General features: G+C 45.0%; 17 protein-coding genes. 6 read left to right on the top strand and 11 right to left on the bottom strand.

From position 1 onward, the window contains the following. The gene (locus GF309_08500) at positions 1-3,186 is read right to left on the bottom strand and encodes a S8 family serine peptidase (GenBank protein MBD3158811.1); all 3,186 of its coding nucleotides are present in this window, start codon (positions 3,184-3,186) and stop codon (positions 1-3) included. A gap of 127 nt (positions 3,187-3,313) precedes the next feature. After that, a complete protein-coding gene (locus tag GF309_08495) occupies positions 3,314-5,017 on the bottom strand; it encodes a hypothetical protein (GenBank protein MBD3158810.1) in 1,704 nt (567 codons plus the stop codon). A 110-nt stretch (positions 5,018-5,127) separates the two neighbouring features. On the opposite strand from GF309_08495, the gene GF309_08490 reads away from it, so the two are divergent. Further along, on the top strand, positions 5,128-5,286 hold the full coding sequence (locus GF309_08490; GenBank protein MBD3158809.1) for a hypothetical protein: 159 nt from the start codon (positions 5,128-5,130) through the stop codon (positions 5,284-5,286). 4 nt (positions 5,287-5,290) lie between these two features. On the opposite strand, the gene GF309_08485 is transcribed toward GF309_08490, so the two are convergent. From GF309_08485 to GF309_08475, 3 genes are all read right to left on the bottom strand, one after another. Continuing rightward, a complete protein-coding gene (locus tag GF309_08485) occupies positions 5,291-5,773 on the bottom strand; it encodes a hypothetical protein (GenBank protein MBD3158808.1) in 483 nt (160 codons plus the stop codon). A 151-nt stretch (positions 5,774-5,924) separates the two neighbouring features. Beyond that, the gene (locus tag GF309_08480; protein ID MBD3158807.1) at positions 5,925-6,890 is read right to left on the bottom strand and encodes a hypothetical protein; all 966 of its coding nucleotides are present in this window, start codon (positions 6,888-6,890) and stop codon (positions 5,925-5,927) included. 49 nt (positions 6,891-6,939) lie between these two features. Continuing rightward, on the bottom strand, positions 6,940-7,209 hold the full coding sequence (locus GF309_08475) for a hypothetical protein (GenBank protein MBD3158806.1): 270 nt from the start codon (positions 7,207-7,209) through the stop codon (positions 6,940-6,942). Between the two features lie 235 nt (positions 7,210-7,444). Between GF309_08475 and GF309_08470 the strand changes: the two genes are divergently transcribed. Together GF309_08470 and GF309_08465 are read left to right on the top strand one after the other, a co-directional pair. Further along, on the top strand, positions 7,445-8,785 hold the full coding sequence (locus GF309_08470) for a DUF1015 family protein (protein ID MBD3158805.1): 1,341 nt from the start codon (positions 7,445-7,447) through the stop codon (positions 8,783-8,785). Positions 8,786-8,936: 151 nt separating this feature from the next. Next, positions 8,937-9,131 carry a hypothetical protein gene (locus GF309_08465; GenBank protein ID MBD3158804.1) on the top strand — a complete coding sequence of 65 codons (195 nt, stop codon included), beginning with the start codon at positions 8,937-8,939 and terminating at the stop codon, positions 9,129-9,131. A gap of 155 nt (positions 9,132-9,286) precedes the next feature. On the opposite strand, the gene GF309_08460 is transcribed toward GF309_08465, so the two are convergent. From GF309_08460 to GF309_08445, 4 genes are all read right to left on the bottom strand, one after another. Beyond that, positions 9,287-9,646 carry a hypothetical protein gene (locus tag GF309_08460; GenBank protein MBD3158803.1) on the bottom strand — a complete coding sequence of 120 codons (360 nt, stop codon included), beginning with the start codon at positions 9,644-9,646 and terminating at the stop codon, positions 9,287-9,289. A 108-nt stretch (positions 9,647-9,754) separates the two neighbouring features. Then, positions 9,755-10,168 carry a hypothetical protein gene (locus GF309_08455; GenBank protein ID MBD3158802.1) on the bottom strand — a complete coding sequence of 138 codons (414 nt, stop codon included), beginning with the start codon at positions 10,166-10,168 and terminating at the stop codon, positions 9,755-9,757. A 22-nt stretch (positions 10,169-10,190) separates the two neighbouring features. Further along, on the bottom strand, positions 10,191-10,400 hold the full coding sequence (locus GF309_08450) for a hypothetical protein (protein ID MBD3158801.1): 210 nt from the start codon (positions 10,398-10,400) through the stop codon (positions 10,191-10,193). Then, entirely contained in the window at positions 10,393-10,545 is a 153-nt protein-coding gene (locus GF309_08445) for a hypothetical protein (protein MBD3158800.1), read from the bottom strand. The genes GF309_08450 and GF309_08445 overlap by 8 nt, the downstream gene beginning before the upstream one ends. A gap of 225 nt (positions 10,546-10,770) precedes the next feature. On the opposite strand from GF309_08445, the gene GF309_08440 reads away from it, so the two are divergent. Together GF309_08440 and GF309_08435 are read left to right on the top strand one after the other, a co-directional pair. Continuing rightward, positions 10,771-12,528, top strand: coding sequence for a hypothetical protein (locus GF309_08440; protein MBD3158799.1), 1,758 nt, complete (start codon positions 10,771-10,773; stop codon positions 12,526-12,528). A 449-nt stretch (positions 12,529-12,977) separates the two neighbouring features. Then, positions 12,978-14,609 (top strand): hypothetical protein, encoded by a 1,632-nt coding sequence (locus tag GF309_08435; protein ID MBD3158798.1) that lies wholly within the window; start codon positions 12,978-12,980, stop codon positions 14,607-14,609. Positions 14,610-15,359: 750 nt separating this feature from the next. Here the strand turns inward: GF309_08435 and GF309_08430 are convergent. Next, positions 15,360-15,791, bottom strand: coding sequence for a hypothetical protein (locus GF309_08430; GenBank protein MBD3158797.1), 432 nt, complete (start codon positions 15,789-15,791; stop codon positions 15,360-15,362). Positions 15,792-15,972: 181 nt separating this feature from the next. After that, positions 15,973-16,656 carry a hypothetical protein gene (locus GF309_08425; GenBank protein MBD3158796.1) on the bottom strand — a complete coding sequence of 228 codons (684 nt, stop codon included), beginning with the start codon at positions 16,654-16,656 and terminating at the stop codon, positions 15,973-15,975. A gap of 269 nt (positions 16,657-16,925) precedes the next feature. Between GF309_08425 and serC the strand changes: the two genes are divergently transcribed. Further along, on the top strand, positions 16,926-18,011 hold the full coding sequence (gene serC, locus GF309_08420) for a 3-phosphoserine/phosphohydroxythreonine transaminase (protein ID MBD3158795.1): 1,086 nt from the start codon (positions 16,926-16,928) through the stop codon (positions 18,009-18,011). Positions 18,012-18,021 lie beyond the last annotated feature (10 nt).

The raw sequence follows: 18,021 nt of genomic DNA, 5'->3' as shown, positions 1-18,021 counted from the left end.
CTATTCACCATCCTTCCTGAAGTATCTACTCACAAGCATAAGGATTGCAAGCATCCCTCCGACAGCAACAGCACCTATAATCAATATGGTATAGTCTTGAATGACATCTAGTGTGGCAAATCTTTCTTCTATACGTTGCCCCGTTCTACTAATTGCATATGCATAGACACTATATTCACCTGGTGACAAACCAGATGGTCTTACACGGATTTCATAGACGCCGTCAGTACCAGTGAGCGAGAAATTCAAGGGGTTGCTTGTCCCACCCGCAAAGGAAATTCCAACCTCACTGGCCTTCAGGTATCCCTCAACCACGATTCTGCCCGTAATCATGTCTTGAACGAATGGACCAACACGTGCAGTATTGCTATCAAGTGAAGCACTTGAAATCTCTAGAACACCAGAAGCTGTTCGTTCCAACATCAGAGAATTGAGATGAAGTGTGTCATGTCCATCGCTGACATTCAGCAGAACGCTTACAACATAGGTAGTATCCCACGATGTGGAATTGAATGTAAGGAAATAGTTCTTCGAACCACTTGCGGTATCTGTTTGCAGGATGGAGTCTTGGCCAAATACTAGACGCCAACCTAGATTGATACTATCTGATTGGGTATCTCTGTCTTTAATCGAGATGTTCAAAGAATAAGTTCCCGCAGTGGCACCAAATTCGATGTTTTTGAACAGCGGTCGCCACATATTCTCTAGGGTCATGTCCTGTAAGAAATCCACGGTCGAATCAGTACTGTTGTACGTATAGGTGTTAATCGAGAATCTATCAGCTACTGAATCTGCATTCACTCTGATGAAAATCGTAGCCGAGCTATTCCACCATTCAGCTTCATTCTCGGCTGCTTCAACCCAACCCTCGTTCCAGCGATAGAGCTGGAGAGAACCCATAGTCATGTTAACCACAGAATCAGTTCCCAGATATCCTGTACCTTCATTGTTGTCCAGGTTTAATTCCAATGAAAGATTGAAAGACTCCCAAGAGGGGGCGTTCCGTACTGTTATGGCAGCACCAACCTGATTCTCATCATGATATGCAGAAAATGATAGTATGTCCAGCTTACCATCCAGAGTGATGTTTTCGTGGCCATCAACCAAGGGAGGAATTCCTACCCAATCCGATAGTGACGTTCCGTTTTCTAGGGGTACATCAAGAACATGACGAACTGTATGAAGGGAGTCGCAAAGGCCAAAACCTGCATCATTAGTCGGAAGTGAATTGTGAGCGTCAAAACCACCGGCCCCTTCGAATAACGCACTCAAATCATCCCATGCACTATTGGACTGTGAGCTTTGATAGCTCAGTGCAAGTGCGCCAGCAACATGTGGGGTCGCCATACTTGTGCCCGTTCGTGAGATCCAGAGAGAAGTAGAGATACTGGTGAATCTAGAAGCTGCTTCAACTGATGCACCAGGTGCTGAGAGTTCTGGTTTAATGTTGCCATCTATTCGAGGGCCATTGCTCGAGGTTGGACTAATACTTTCCCTCGCCTCGCTGTAAGAAGACACTGCCACCGCGAAATCTGCTGTTGCTGGACAACTGATAGTGTGTGAATTATCAATCCTTGATGTGAAGCGAAGCGAGCCGCCGGACCAAGCATTGTCCCACGCATAAGCGTCTACAGTAATTTCTTCTCCACTCGGATTTTCAACAGTAACAGTCCATACTCCTGAAGTCCAATTGTGTTCACTCTCTGAGACCTGGATAATCAACCGATTGAAGCCTCGCGAACTCACATCTACAAAGGCATATGCGTTAATATCACTGGTTGTCACAGAATAGGCTGATCCCACCATTTCCCCGATAGGCCCAAGAGTTACATCTTCGCCTCCATCAGGGGGTGACAGAGTGACCGACTCATCTTGATTAGAACTATACCAAATCACATTCAAAAATGAGTAATCCGGTGGATTCGATACAGAGAGGGTAGTTCCGGCATCATCGCCAGCAGGAACACTAAACCTACTATGTTTCGAACGGCCCCCGAGGTTACCTGCTGCTGCGACGCACAACGTGTCGTTTTGAAGAAAGGCATCAGTTGCAGCCAGGTCCTCCAAATCTGTTCCATCAAGGAAACCAAGGTAACTTGAAAATGACATATTGATGACATCTGCGTCATGAGCAGTAGCAAAGTGAATGCCATCGATAATAGATGCTGATGTCAGGGGGCTTTTGATGACTATGAGGTCAACCCCTGGTGCGACACCGACCATCGAGGTTAGCCCGATCTGTCCGCCTGCTATTGTTGAGGCTACGTGAGTTCCGTGTCCATTATCATCTCCACCATGTAATACACTGGAAGTCAGATTGACGCCCCGAACAAAGACCTCATTCTCACCTTGGTCATAGAACATCTTTACTTTTGATTCTCCGAGAAGCGCAACGTTTTCTGTGGGCAAGGTGAGAATACCATCATCGTTTGCATCGATGCCGCCCACCCATCGATCTCCAGCGCCATAGGAAAATTGGTCATCATCACCAACATCGATGAATAGATACTCATTGCTGACTTCAATGGTCCCTGTAGACTGTTCCTCAGTTTGTTTCAATGGGCCCTCGTTATTATCAGCAATACTATCATCATCGAGATCAGCGTAGAATTCACCATTATTTTCAATGACATTAATGTTATTCTTTGTTGCTCGCCAGAAAGTAGGATGCAACCAGCTTGCACCTGTATCGATAACAGCTACTGTAACACCAGAACCATCTATCCGCGTACCTTCTTTTTCCAAATTGTTCCACACCGATGGTGTGTTCATGGCGGGTACAGAGGTTTCGAGAGATGGATAGAACTTCTTCTCGCCTGAAGTAGCTCTCTTGAGTCCAATAGTAGAAAGGCGTTCAAGAGCATCGATAGTTGGAACATCACAAAGGTATGTACTTCCCACGCGAATAGGCTGTTGATTCCTTCTTCTGAATTGTATACCAAGACCCTCAGCAAAAGCAGTTTCACGAGGAGTTAGGGAATCCTTGAATTGTAGCACAGCTCGCTGAGATGCCACTCCAGCTCCAATACTCCCTTGATGGGATTTCAGATTATGTCGAAGAAATGACTCAAGATAGGGTCCGGTATCTGACTCAAATCTGACGCTAGCAATCCCGGCTTCTGGAGTTACTATCAACGGTACAGTTGGGCATAATACAAGAAGGATAATAGCGTAGGCTTTGTACATACTGAGTCCTCGGTAGGAATGTTCTCATGAGAGTTGTAGCAGCTTGATATGCTTTTTCACAAGACGGTACATCTTCGTATCTTTATCATATATCGGTGGCTTGGAATGGTTAAATGTCTCATTATGGTCAAAAATCGGTAAATGCCCACGAAAACCAGTTAGCATCAGTTCTATAGATTGTCTCATCACGAAGGATGCGTTGATTCGAGCTCACACCTGCAAGAGGGTAAATCTCACTTTTTTCCAAATCGATACTACGTGATACCATTTCTCTTCCATAAGCTGCAGGGCAAGAAACAATCGAATACGCCATTCCCTCAGAAACGAAAACGGTCGCCTCAAGGGCACACGATTCTACAAGATTCTGGATTTCCTGTGGATTTCCTTTCAGCAAGTAATTCGGTCTGATTCCTAAATGGTTAAACGAAGGAAGCAAGATCATACATCCAGTTTCTACCAGTGTTCTCACAGTTTCAGGCGAACCTAGGAGGGTGTTTGAAAGGATTTTTTCATCGCCAGTCATCAGTCGTTCGAGAACAGCAGACTCCGTAGTTCCCAGCTCCTTGTCCTCAAATACGATGCTTTTCTTGAATGTGCCATCCCAACCGCTTTGAAGACCAAGTCGATTAAGCGCCCATCTGACAATGTCTTTCATCCTCGGTTGAATCCCACCGGGCTTCGGGGTCAAATCATCGAGGTTGAGAACGTATGTAACGGAATCAACCGGCTTAGCTTCAAATGCTCCTGCAGTGAGGCTTTTCACCCGGTTTCCATGTATGTACTGAACAGATAACCAGCAATCAGACTCAGAGTCTTCTTCCCCATCAATCATACTGAGGGGCAAGTCAAGTGGTTTTGGATTACAAATCGCTCGGGCTCCTAAATGAACCTTTGGCAGAACATCCTTTCGTTTCCGTAGCGCGGAAATATCACCAATGCGCTGGCAGAACCTACGCATAACGTGATAGTCGCCGGTCTCCAACGGGACCTCAATGTAGTCGTGGATAGTTTCAAGACCTTCAAGCCACAGTTTCAGGGTTACATCTTGTGGCGCATTCCGTATCATTTCAAGTATTGTCTCAAAGCCTCCTGTAGAATAAGCCTGAGTATGTCGAACCAAATGATTGAGCAAAGGCAGGAAGCGGGAATCTTTGGAGATTTTCATCCACTTCGCAAACCAGCTTTCTTTTTTCTTTGTACCAATATGTGAGAAGGCGATTCCATTTCCGATACACTGCACGAATGGTATATCACGTTTTGTAGAATCTACAAGAAGGAGAAAAGCTGCTCTCAGACATACACCTTCAGCCCATTCAGTTCGAACAGCTGACTCCTCAAAAATGAGAGCTCCGTCTTCTTCAAAGGTCATACCGAAATTCTGTGACTCATCGGAAGTTTCCTCTGCTGTAACATACAGCTCGGGAAATTCAGGCTCACTCTGGGCAAGCTCGCGTGACACCTTCCGTATTGCCTTTGAGAGTATGGTTCGTGTTTCTTCCGTGGCCTCCATCCGCAACTCTTCTTCAGTTGGTGGAGTTGGCTTCTCATAACTCGTGAGTAAGCGAGACTGTTTTTGCACCTTTTCGTAATCAGAGGGATCCAGATTCTCGCCAACAAGCAATCGACCTTGAGAATCAAAGAAATATACCCGAACTCTATCCAGACTGACAACACCTACCAAGTAGGTTATTCCTCTCAATTGCTTGAAGTGCTTTCGCATGGTTGATGCTTTAACGCGAAGAACATCAACCCGCTGGGCTCCGGTTTCATTGAATTGGTCCTCACCAAATTGAGCTACTTTCTTGGGAACTCCTCTGAATCTGGGGGTCAAGGTGAATCTCCACAACAAACCAGTATCAGTTGCTAGCCGAAATAAAGGATGCGGCCGATGCCTTAGGCAATACGCTTAAACCAGCAAAATATTCCTGAAATTTGTTGACGATGCTACAATTGGACCTAACGCTATTATTCATTTGGTATTTCCTGCCGATGATTATCCTCGTTGGCAAGGCAGGACTGGAAGCTTACAAAACGAAAAAGAAGAGAGAAGAGCTTCAAGCTCTTGAGGAAGAATCCACACCCTTCACACGAGAACTGTAGGTTCTTATACAGCTGATTCAGCGCCGCCTCCGGAGCCCTCTTCGTAGGTTGGCATCATAATCTGTCGAGTCGTATCGGTGTCCATCACAACATCAAGGACCTGGTTTTTCCGCATCAGAATACAGCTGGTAAACTCGTAGGTGAACTTATCTAAACGAATATTGACTCCACGCCGGGGAACTTGTGTAAGAAGTAAGTGGATATTGAAATCTCCACGGGGCAACTGGTTGAGGATCCCACGTTTCATATCGGGATCAAGGTCTTTCTCAAGTTGCTTGGTCATATGACCTCTTTCAATGAAGCTGTACTTGATTCTTTCAAACTTGCCAGAAGCCTTTTTCTTGGGTCGAATGAACGATATGGAAAAACCCAAACGGCGGAGTGAATTGTAGCCTATCGTGCATTGGTATAGTGGTGGAGAAAGTGGCTCCAACTCGACCTTTCGTAACTCAATGATTTCTCCATTTCTTCTGACTTTCAGATTCAAGCTTGAATCGCACGCTCCGATGTACCAGCAATTTTCTTAATTGCGAAGCCCATGTAAAGTGTTGTGTTTGTGGGAAACGGTGGCGCTTTTTGTTCGGTTGAAGTGAGAGTTTAAGCAGGTTCACAGAGCATATAGCGAACCCGATAAGGCCTCACAAGTAGCGATCTGCAACTACTTTGAATGCATAAGCGAGAAGAGAACTCAGCTCTGGGTCGCTTTTGTTGAGTCCGATGTATGCCCAGCAACCATTTTCACGCTGTTTTTCCGCTATGAGTTCTAGTGCATCTTTGAGCAGTGCTTTCTCACTTTTTGTCTCAGGTTTCCCTACAGAGACAATATCCACCATGTCACAAACGTTTTCTTCTTCTATTGAGGTTTTGAGATGATGAAGAAGTGCCGCTTTGCCATCTTGTAGGGCATCGTGGTCTTCATGAACTCCAACAGCCCTCAAAGCTGGCAAGATATTGCCAGTGCCAAGAGGATCAGAGGTCTTTGATTCTTTGTAGTTGGGCCAATGACCGTCCTCATTCTGATTATATATGAGAAAATCTCTTGCTTTTCGAAGGCGGTGTTCTTCTTCATAATCGATACAACAGAGGGCCTCAAGTGCTTTTCCAGTCAACCAAGTAATGCTGACGCCTACTGGGTACCATTCTCGCCCGCTGCTGTTGCCCCAGCGATCTTCAATCAAGGTGTCTAGATTGAGTGCCTCTCCGAATCCACCATCCTTCTTTTGGCGAGAAACCAGAAACCCGGCCATTGCATTCTTGAGAACGTCGGGAGCCTTCCCGGATTTACAAATAAGGGAAAGCAACTCAGCAGTTTGTTTTACTGAACTCGGGTTTTCGTTCCAAAGTTCAAAGGGAATACCACCATCAGGATTCTGGATGTCATTGATTTCCCCAAAGAGATCCTCGAGCATTCCGTCGGGCATTTCAAACCCAGCAACAAATAGTCTGAGTTTGTCAGCAACGCTCCCTTCAGACAGCACAAAATCAGTACAATCACGATGCAATTCTATTCTTGTCAAGTAAGCACCTCCAGGTTCATAGCCGATGTGCCTGCAAAAGATTGCCACCAAAGAAAAAGTGGCCGGTCCTACACAGTCCCTTTGCATCACATTTGCAATATTAAGGTGCGAAACATAAAGTTATCCTAGGCGGGCCTCAACTTTCTGCATCGAAATGCTCGTAGATTTGCTTCCGGCGTTCCCGCTTTTCGTCCTCGGTCATCTCCCGCTTAATCGTTCGGTCTTCTTCAACAACAACAATCTTCTCCCGAGGACCATGCTCTATCCGGTGTTCTATCCGATATTCAGGCGCTTTCCGAACGCGTTGTTCATGACCACACTCACGGCATCTGAATAGCTTCGTTTTCTTATTCTCATTTTCGCGAACAGGCAGCATTAAGGCCCCACACTTGTCACAGAACTTCAAAGTACTTGTCACATCTCCCCGGATTAGTTTGGCTTTACGTGTGCTATATTTTTAGCATTTAAGTTTGACGTTTGGGAATAGAAATCAGGCGGGTTCTATCACTACGCTGAGAATTTCAGCTTGATTCATGAATCAAAGCATCGCATGTTATTCAATGAATACTAAGAAAAGCTTAAGATAGCCATCCCTTGGATTGAAGTCAAACAGCAAGATACGTACTAGGATGCGGTAGATTATGGTCAAAGTGGTTCCTTTCAAAGCGCACAGATACAACAAAGAAAAAGTCGAGGATCTTTCCAATGTGGTTTCCCCTCCGTATGATGTTATCGAAGGTGAAAAAGTCGACAAGCTTCAGAACAAGTCGGAATACAATATCGCCTGGGTTATCAAGAACAAACCAAGAAAAAACGACACGGAATCGGATAACCAGTATACTAGGGCACGAGATATTCTTCATAGGTGGATTGAGAAGGATATCTTGAAACAGGAAGATGAAGAATCCTTCTACGTGTATGGCCAGAATTTTGAAGTCCACGGGAAGGAAATGTTCAGATTTGGTTTCATCGGTCTTCTCCGGCTTGAGGATTTCGCCACAGAAGAGCCAGAAGAAGGGTCATTCGCCGGGGTGTTGCAACATGAGGAGACCATGCCAAAGGACATCCAGGATCGGCTCAACCTCAGCAGGCAGTGCATGGCCCAGTTTGGCCAAATCTTTGTTATCTATCCAGATCACGAAGGCAATGTCGATAGTGTTCTAGAAGGCGCAATGGATAACAACGCCGTCATTGACATAACGGACAACGAAGGTGTACGACACAGAATCTGGAAAATCAGCAATAATGAATCCAAAGATGCGATTCAAAAACACATGGACGACAAGTACGTCATCATCGCAGACGGGCACCACCGGTACAAAACAGCTCTCGCGCTTATGCGGGAGAATCCAGACCTCGAAGCAGCGAAGTACCGAATGCTCACGTTTGTCAACATAGATAACCCCGGCCTCGTCGTGTTACCAACTCACAGGCTCGTTCAGAATGTTGAGGGGTTCTCGAAGAGCAAGCTTCTGGATAAGCTCAAGGTCTACTTCGATGTGCATGTCTCCCCCGACAAGGAAAGGATGTTTGAATTGATGGAAAAGCAATTTGAGAAAGGCAAACACGCGTTCGGTCTCTATATGGACGATGGCAACTTCTATACTCTGACTCTCAAAGATGAAGATGTGATGGACGAAATGCTGACAGATAAGTCAGAAGAACTGAGAAAGCTCGATGTGAGTATTCTCCATGCTCTCATCCTCGACAGGTTGCTCGGAATAGGCAAGGACAAGCTGGCAGAGAGTTCGATTTCGGGTGGTGGATATGTGGAGTACATCAAAGATATCGGTGACGCCGTAGAGGAATCCATTGAAGCAGTCAACAACGAGTATCAAGCCGTCTTCTTCATGAACCCCACGAAAGTCGAGGAAGTTGAGGCTGTATCAAAGAACTTCGAATGTATGCCGAGTAAGAGCACGTTTTTCGCGCCAAAATGCTATTCTGGCTTTACTATTAATGTACTTGAGTTGCCAGATTAACAATCTCGTCCACTACCTGGATACATCCCGGGTTTGAGGATATGAACACAACTAAACTCCTCCAACCCGGACTAAGGATGTACCTTGTTTAACTTCAGTCTGCACAAAGCTCAAGTTATGGAGCTGTGGGTAGCAATCGGGGTATGCGACCATGGGTCAATCAAAGTGGCATGATGAGGCACATCATCCAAATCAAATCAGAAAAATAGAAGGGCAAGGATACCAACCACAGATATCCCTATCGGTTGCTTATGCTGTTTTGATGACCAATGTCCTGATTCTTCTCAGGTGTTTGGAGATACGTTCTATATGTATCATCGATTTGGAAACTAGATTGTCAATCTAATCACTGATCCCCTCGCTCTTACCAATAGCGATGATTTCATCCGATACGAAATCGTTGTAGCCCAAGGCTTCTTTGATATTGTGCTTTGGTTCATCTCGTTGTTCATCTGTCAGTTTTTCCGCCATACATTCATCTCCTACCAATCTCGTGTAATCTCATCTTGCAGCACCCGCCCATGTTTCCGGCTTAAGGATATGATAGTGTGAAATCTTGCTTCTGCTGTATTCCTTGCTGTAGAACTCCTTCAACCCGGGCGAATGGTCAACCATCTCAACGTATACATCGGTTCCACGAAAGTTGAGCTCTTCAATCACGCCGTGAATCCCATCAAGGTCCTGCCTGTACGCATCAAGTGAGATGTAACAGTAGAACCCCCAATCCTGCTTGAGCCAGTCCGAAACCCAGACAAGGACATACTCTCCGTCGGGCTTCGTGTTGGCTGGTTTCCAAAAGCCGTTATACTCGATATCGTTCTGCTTCTTTGTAAGTACCGCGTTAGCTATTCTGTGCCTCATGCTGTCTTGTGTCGGGGTTAGTATTTAAGCTCGCCATTATTCAGCCGAATATTGCCATATATGGAACCATGGGTCCGATACCTTTCGCAAAATCGAAAATCAGCGAACTCACCGAGAAAAGTAGACAGTAACGAGTCCCGTACCTTGTATCCTATCAACCACATCATCAGGTAACAGCGGATACACAAGCCCTGAGACCGGTTCGTAGTTGGGAACACCCACAGCATCGGGTGTCTCTTCAAGCGATACCCCCGCACCACAGGAACACTCATCCACTTCATGGGGGTCAATCTCAACATCGCAGAAGGGGCAGCGCAACGTCTGAGTTGGCATCTCCTCAAAGAACAGGATATCGTCTTCCGTTACAAGTCCAACAAAGGGAACAAAATCAGCGGCACCATCCTGAACCTCTCGCACAAGAGCGGGGGGGATGGAGCTCTTGAAATACTTCCTACCCTTGACTGTACGATCCAGAATGATGCTGCGCTTGTACACCTTACTCCCTTTCTTGTCACGAGGCATAATCATGGTCTCTCGTCATACCTTAACAAGGTGTCGAGTTGCGTAGACGTTTGCTGTAGGCCGGAAGGATACTGTACATATTGACCCGGGTGACAGGTTCGATATCACTGTCTAGGTGTTCCTCTAGAAACGCGTTGAAAGCTTCTATCAATTCATCTATAGATAGCATTTCCTGAAGATGCCCTCTATAGAACCTGCCCAATAGGTCTACATACTCGTCAGTATCAGTCACGGTTATCATCTCCCTCATCATCTTCATAGAGGCATATGGTCTCCCCTGTCATGTCAACTGCATACCAGAGACAGTGAGCACAGATCTCCCCATCCGTTTCTATATCTCTAAGATACTGCTCGGCCACTTCTGGGAAGTCTATCATGAACTGGTCGTCTCGTTCCCAGTGGGGGCACGTTCCATCATCCTCGATGTACTTGGGTGTATAAACTTGAAAAGGAATTTATGCTTGTTTTGTTAATCTTCACTTTTCATGCGCGTAAAACATTGCTAAGGAATCCGGCCACAGAGTTTATATTTAGATGAAACCAAAAGTGAATTAGGGAGGAAATTGAGAACTAGGGTTTGCCTTTTATTGGTACTAGTTTCGGTGACACTGCTGAATATACATATACGGACAAGAGCCACAGTATCCGTAAGGAACGGGTCTTTTTCGGTTGGCTCAAATACGTCCTACATAGAAACTGAAGATGCAATCATTATCTCTTCAAAGTCTGATTTCGAATTATGGTCATCGAGTGGAAACGGGACCGAAGAGAACCCCTACATGATTGACGGGTTCAACATAACCAGCGTGGTCCCTGCACTGGTATTTGAGAATACTAGCTACCATTTCATTCTTAGAAACTGTAGTTTTGTTGGAGATGGTTTTCACGATATGTATCTATTGAATTACTTCTTCTCTGTATCTTCTCAAGAAGCAATTGTTGTTCTAGACAATGTTAGCAACGGGAAGATAGTGAATTGCTCCACGAGTAATACCTCTGTTGGTATTGCCCTGCATAATTCGGAATATTGCAGAGTTATGAATAGTTCGATTACGCTCTCAGGATGTGGAATCCTTCTGGAAAATTCTACGTCATGCGTTGTTCGCAACAGCGACATTAGTGATTCGTTTTACGGAATCGGTCTCCAAGAAACAGCTTCATCACAAGTATGCGAAAACACGCTATTGAATTGTACCCAGTCCGCGATTTACGTCTCTCAAACAACGGCCTGTGGCATTATCAACAATAAAATGACAAGCGGGGGAATAGAATTTGCTAGATTTGACGAGAATCCTCTGCGGTATTTCGAGCATGAAATTGAAGGAAATGAGGTTGGAGGGCGCAAGATTCTCTATCTCCGTGAGAATCATAAGCGAGTGTTGGCGTGCAGCAATTATTCTCAGATAATCATAGTTGATTCAGAAAGCATTACCCTGAGAGATGGTGATTTCAAAAATGTATCAACCGCTGCTCTGCTCGCGTTCTCACCGGGGTGCAGTGTGATAGATAGTGTCATTTCGTATTCACATTCGGGAGTGTGGATTCACGAATCAGATAATTGCAGCGTCAAGAATACTGCAACGCAGTCCTGCGGTGTTGCTGTTGAGGTGACTACGTCTGAATCGTTCACAGCCAGTGAGAACCAATTCTCAGCCTGCAATCAGGGCTTCTCTCTTGTTAACGGATCCGATTGTACAATATCAATGAATGATCTCGACTTGGTGCCAGGCGTTTTGCGTGCAAGCGGCATCTGGGCATATTACTCCACTGGGCTTTCTGCTCTCAACAATTCAATGCATTTGGATAGGAATCTCACGAACAACCAAATGAGCCTACAAAACCTCGAAACAAAGTCGAATTGGGCTGGTGGAGGCAGCAATAAAATTGATCCGTTCATTCCGAAACTTACGCCAGTACCCTACTATAGATCTGGTGTAGCTATCCATGGCATGAATGAGGTTTCCATTTGTCGCAACAACATATCCGGATTCTCTTATGGCGTCCATATGGTCAACTGCAACTCATCCACCATAGCGCAAAACCAGTTCCGGGAAATCATGCAATCGTGTATTACCCTCTTACCGTCTTGTACAAACAACTTCATCTACGGAAATAGCTTCACCGCCGATAGAATCCCACTCGCAGTAGACTACGGGATAGAGAATACCTGGTACAACTCTACAACTGGTGGCAACTACTGGAGCAACTATGGGGGCTGGGGACCATATCTGGTTGGAGGAGATGCGTCAAGTATTGACTGGTATCCAAATGGGCAAAATGCATTTCTTCATGTATTCATTAGCGCTGTCGTTGTAGTGGGATTATTCATTGTTGTGTTAATTCGAGCAAAAAATGCGTGATGATAGGGTTGCTGTAATCAAATGAGTCTCTATTTCATATTCAATCATGTTCATAGGCTACCAAACGCAACAAGCCTTGCAATAGAGTATCCAATAGGGAGATAATGCTTTGGGGTTACTAAGTGCTAACAGCACAATATCCTATTTCACATTTTTCACAGAGTGTTCATATCATGAGAATGTTCTGGAAGTGAAAGCAATATACCATCTTTTGGATTTCTATTTGCCTTCTCGTGGCAATAATCAAAAGCTCTAGAAGTGGGCACTCAAAATATCGCTAGAAAAGGCGATATCAATGAAAGAATAGATACAAGGCGGGTTCAACTTATTCATGTCCCGTTCTTTTAAGGAGGGGACTAGAAAACCGACGTAATACAAGCAACAATATGATATAATCCGCAGCAAAGTTTATTAGGAATGGATTAAATATAATGTTGGGGTAGGAAGATTTGAAGAAAGTATTATCTATTCATATTGCAGCAATGTCATTTCTTGTGCTTTTGATTTTCGCAACAACGCCTTTTACCGTCGTTCAAGCTAGTAGTTTACAAGGCTTTCATAGTTCGAACAAGTCGGAAGGCATACAGCACGCCAAATTACCCGAGAAAACCATTTCGTCATCAAGGACTGATGCTCCAAATGACGCTGCGACTCAATTGTTCATGAATACAACTTGGAAAACAGATATCTTTTCAGAGAATGAGATTGCCATTCACAATTCCACTGTGGATTTCTATCCTGAGTCTGCCCCCTCAATGGCAGCGCCTCCAATGGTTCCAGCCAAGAGCTACGAAAACGGGACTAGTCTGGAAAGCTACGATTCGCTGACACAATCAACCGCCACGAGCTACTTCTCCGGTCATAGTTGGACTTGGGAATATGATACAGATAACAGGCACGTTGAAGCACCACCCGTTGCTCGTTGTCTTGAGGGTAACTGGTTTCCGAAAGCTTCGTATTCAAGAATAATATACCAAGCGTCCGTTACTGACGACACGACTTTCCATTTCCGTGTGGAACGGGGTGCAGATACTTACGCACGTTATTTCCGGCTATATCTTGGAAGGCACTGTCTAAAAGAGCACACTATCGAGAGGAACGATGATTATTATTCTGCAGAGGTCGATGTTCCGAATGGGTGGGCATCTGGATCGTACTACATCATCCTCGAAATCAACTTTGGTGGTCATGTTGACAAGGGCTGGTACTTGAAACACTGGCGTATGACACAACCGGACGGGGAAGGTTATAATCAATATGATCGAACCGACTACCAGCAATTTAGAAAGGAGCATTCTTCGGAGTTAGTATTCGATGTTGCAATGGGCCCAGATACAAAACTGCATATCGAAACTGAGAACTGTCATGATCCATTCGACCGGTATATATACATTTACGTCGGCGGTATGTACGTCACACGTGTATTGTCACCTGGTTCCTTCACTGTAGATCTCTTGGATATAGGTTCACCAATCATAACGGAGCTCAAACTCCTGTTAGAGCCAGGCGATTTTTGGTATGGTTACTATCCCAAGTCACTCAAGCAGCTGTACGTGTCATATCATTATCTGGACATAGAGTGTGATTCGATGAGCAATCATCAGCAACCCGGGATTGTATTTGATAGGGTAGAATCATATTATCAAGTACATGACTATCGAAGAATATCGTTTCATGTTGATGAGACGAATATTCCATATGACAATACTCTCCACTATTCAGAAGTTGATGCACTTTACAATAATCATTTTGACCATATGGGACAAGACCGATGGGCGTGGGGACTATTTGGACACTACGTGGCAGGTGCTTGGGGGTGGGCACAGTTCAATTACCAGAGATTTGTTATTGGTGATGAAACATCTGAAGAATTCATGCCAGGTGAGTCGCTTGAAGACAAGAGAGTATGGATAATAATGCATGAATTCGGCCACACTCAAGCTATGGATGATTACACTGGATACAAGACAGATGTCTATGCGGACGATCAATATGGATGGAACTACATCGATTGGACGAGCCCTCATTATGCTTGTAGCAGTTGGCGAGATAGATTAGAGTGGGTTGTTACCGAGTACTAATCTCCTCGATGTACTACTCCGGACAAATCCAAAATCAGCCACAATGAATAGCAGGTCACCGGCTATGAGATTGTCAAAGGTCTCAAGCCGGTCAACATTAGTTCGGGATATATTGCCGCAATAGTATGCCTGTAGAGTCCCATCTCGAAGAGGCTGTCCCCAAACAGGCAGAATCTCTTCTTCCTCAAATTCGTTTCACTATTGAACGTCAAAGATACCCCGGAGCACAATAAGTCCCAGTTAAAGTGAAATAGGGCCTCTTGCCTTCATCTAAGTATTGTCATCTGGGAGAAGCCCCCTTCTGTAAGCTAATAGGCGCATATCATCAATTTAAATAGCTTTTGCAGATCTTCTATTGCTTCGTTGTATCCACCTATTCCATACAGATGTCATCCTCTGTCTGTATCCATGTAATCGCTGTTTGGCGCAGCTGTCGGTGCTACTTTAGTTGGTGCTCTCAATGCAAAATCCCGTGGAGAAGCAGTTCGAAAAAGAAAGAACTGCAAATGTAGGCACTAGCTCTTGATCCTCATCTTGGATTCCGAGGTTGGGGCATTCCATGTAATTCCCTCGATATGCTTCGGGTTGCACATCCAATTCCAGAAGCCTAGGCATTATCTTCCTAATCATCGTCCTCAAGTCATAGAATCAGACTCCCTAAACGAATGTGGTTCAAAAATAGAGCTGGGTTTTGCAGCAATTTGATTCGAAACCCGGCTCTGTTCTTTGTTTTTGAAAACGGCAATCCCACTATAGATAGTAGTAGATGTAGAATACGAAACCGCCGAGAAATGAAAGCAACCACAGAGATAGAGTGGCATACATCGTCTCCTTCACACCGCAAGACAGAGGCTCTGTGTTTCTTAATGCCTTAAGAAATTTCAAACTGAGCATGCAACCTAGTATCACTGCTATAGTGCCCACGGTGCTGTGAACAATTGTGATGATTTGACCCGGTTTGCCCTCGAAGGGGACCAGAGCACCCAAGTTCAGCACCAATGATGGAACCATAATTGTGACAATTGTAATAATCTGAATCAGGGTTGCTGTTGCCATAATAGTACCGTGTGTTTTGTATGATTTGCTGTTTATCCAGCCAAGCACAAGCAGGGCGACTAGAACACTCTGCACTAGTAGATTGATATCATAAATCAGGTCAGCTTGCGGTGAAAATATGCCCATTACAACCAACCCCATAGCATACACTTTGGGTTCTTGTATTCTTTGGCGGAGTATCATCTTCTATCGCAAGTTACTTTTCTTGAAATTCTCAGCACATCGGCTTTACGATAAACATACTCAAGTCCTCAGAGAAATAGAGTGAAAAGGTAGACGAGTTGAGGCAACCAGCCCACTCTACCATTTATGTTTCTGATCGCTCCAGATCAATGAGAAGCATCGCGGCTGAGAATATGCCGACCACCGGTAACAGGATTTGCAGAAAAGATACGTACATCGGCGGAGACTCCTTTAGAACCTGGATAACTTCCATGTAAACTACGTAATTGATGGTATAGTCCGCAGAAGCTGCAACGCGAAATGCAAACTCATTCTGAATGCTTATGTTCGATATAGTAAAGTTGTCAATAGTGGATTTGTCAAGAGTAAGTTCTAGGGGCTTAGTTGATGATGTTGTGACTTCGCTCTCCAAAAGCATGGAGCCTTCAGGCAACTGCTTCGTGATGCTATCATTCTCATAGTATATGCTCAATTCTTCTGAAAATGAAATATTCAAAAGCTGGTCAGATTCATACATCACTTCCCTGTGCAAGACGGACTTTACACGAATAGACTCAACATCGTCGTCAATTGAAATATTGATACTTGCGATTGATAGATTGAAATCCCCCATCCCTAGAGTATAGATATCATCATTGGTTGTTGAGAGGTTCCCGCTTGAATCTCGAATCGCCACCGTCTCATAGGCAATTGTGTCCATAGAGCTTCCAAATTGCAGTTCTGAGACGGGAAACAGAACCGATATGACGCCCATGCTGATAAACATGGCCAAGCTAATAATCGCCAAGATACGAATACGTGTCTTCACTGAGATTACCACTATTCGGACTAGGAGGGGGGTTATTATAAATCTCAGGCCGTTGGTTTCTGGTCGGGCTATTCTGTTGTTAGGGTGAGGAGTAGGTCCACGGTTTTGATGCAGCCATACAGATTCTCGACTTTTTCGTCAAATCCTAAGCATATCGAACAGCTTATTACCGGGGGCGAACAGCGGCATCATGTCAACCTTCGAAGTGTAGGTGGTTTCATAGCTGAAGCTCCGGAGAGTTGCAACAGAACAAATGGTTGTGGTAAAACATGGTTGAGCGAGTATACAACTTCTATCCCGGACCGGCAACGCTTCCTCTGCCAGTACTCAAGAAAGCAAAGGAAAAATTGCTGAACTATGATGGAAATGGTATGTCCGTTATGGAGATATCTCATAGGTCCGATCAATACGAAGAGATTCATTACCGAGCAATGGAACTAGTTAGCGATCTAATGGACCTGCCTGATGACTTCAAAGTTCTCTGGCTTCAGGGCGGGGCATCGACACAATTCTGGATGGCCCCACTGAACCTGCAGATACCAGGCAAACCCATAGACGTTCTTCACGCCGGAAGATGGTCAGCGAAGTTCATCAAAGAAGCCAAATTGTATGGCGATGTGAATGTGGTTGCTTCGTCTGAAGAGGACGACTACGAATACATCCCGAAAGACATAGACTTCGATGATGATGCGGCCTTTGCGTATATGACCAGCAACAACACAGTGAACGGTAGCCAAATTTTCAACTGGCCCGAAGTACCTGAAGGTGTTCCCGTTGTCTGCGATATGTCATCGGACATTATGGCAAGAGAGATTGACCCAGACTATTTCGGCGTCATCTTTGCTGGAGCTCAGAAGAATCTTGGACCAGCCGGTGTCACCATGGTTGCGGTCAGGGAGCATCTACTTGATCGAGTTCCGGAAGATACACCCACTTTGCAGAAGTGGAAAACCCACGTCAACCGAGACTCGTTGTTCAACACACCGCCTGTATTCCCCATATACATGTGCAAGCTTGTGCTTGAATACTACGACGAACTCGGGGGTGTTGAAGCACTTGAGAAGAGGAACCGAAAGAAGGCCGGTATGCTCTATGATGTGATTGATGAGTCCAATGGTTTCTACAAAGGACACATTGTGAAAGAAGACAGAAGCATCATGAACGTCACGTTCAACTTGCCAACTGAAGAGCTCGAGAAGAAGTGCATCAAAGAAGGCGAGGAACGCGGTCTGATAGGACTCAGCGGTCACAGATCAATAGGCGGAATGAGAGCTTCGATTTACAATGCGATGAGCATTGAAGGAGTAGAGACTCTCTGTGACTTCCTCAAGGAATTTCAAGAAGAAAACCAGTAGTATAAAGCGG

It is taken from the genome of Candidatus Lokiarchaeota archaeon, from assembly GCA_014730275.1.
GTDB lineage: Archaea > Asgardarchaeota > Thorarchaeia > Thorarchaeales > Thorarchaeaceae > WJIL01.
This window is presented reverse-complemented; position numbering and strand designations above follow the sequence as displayed.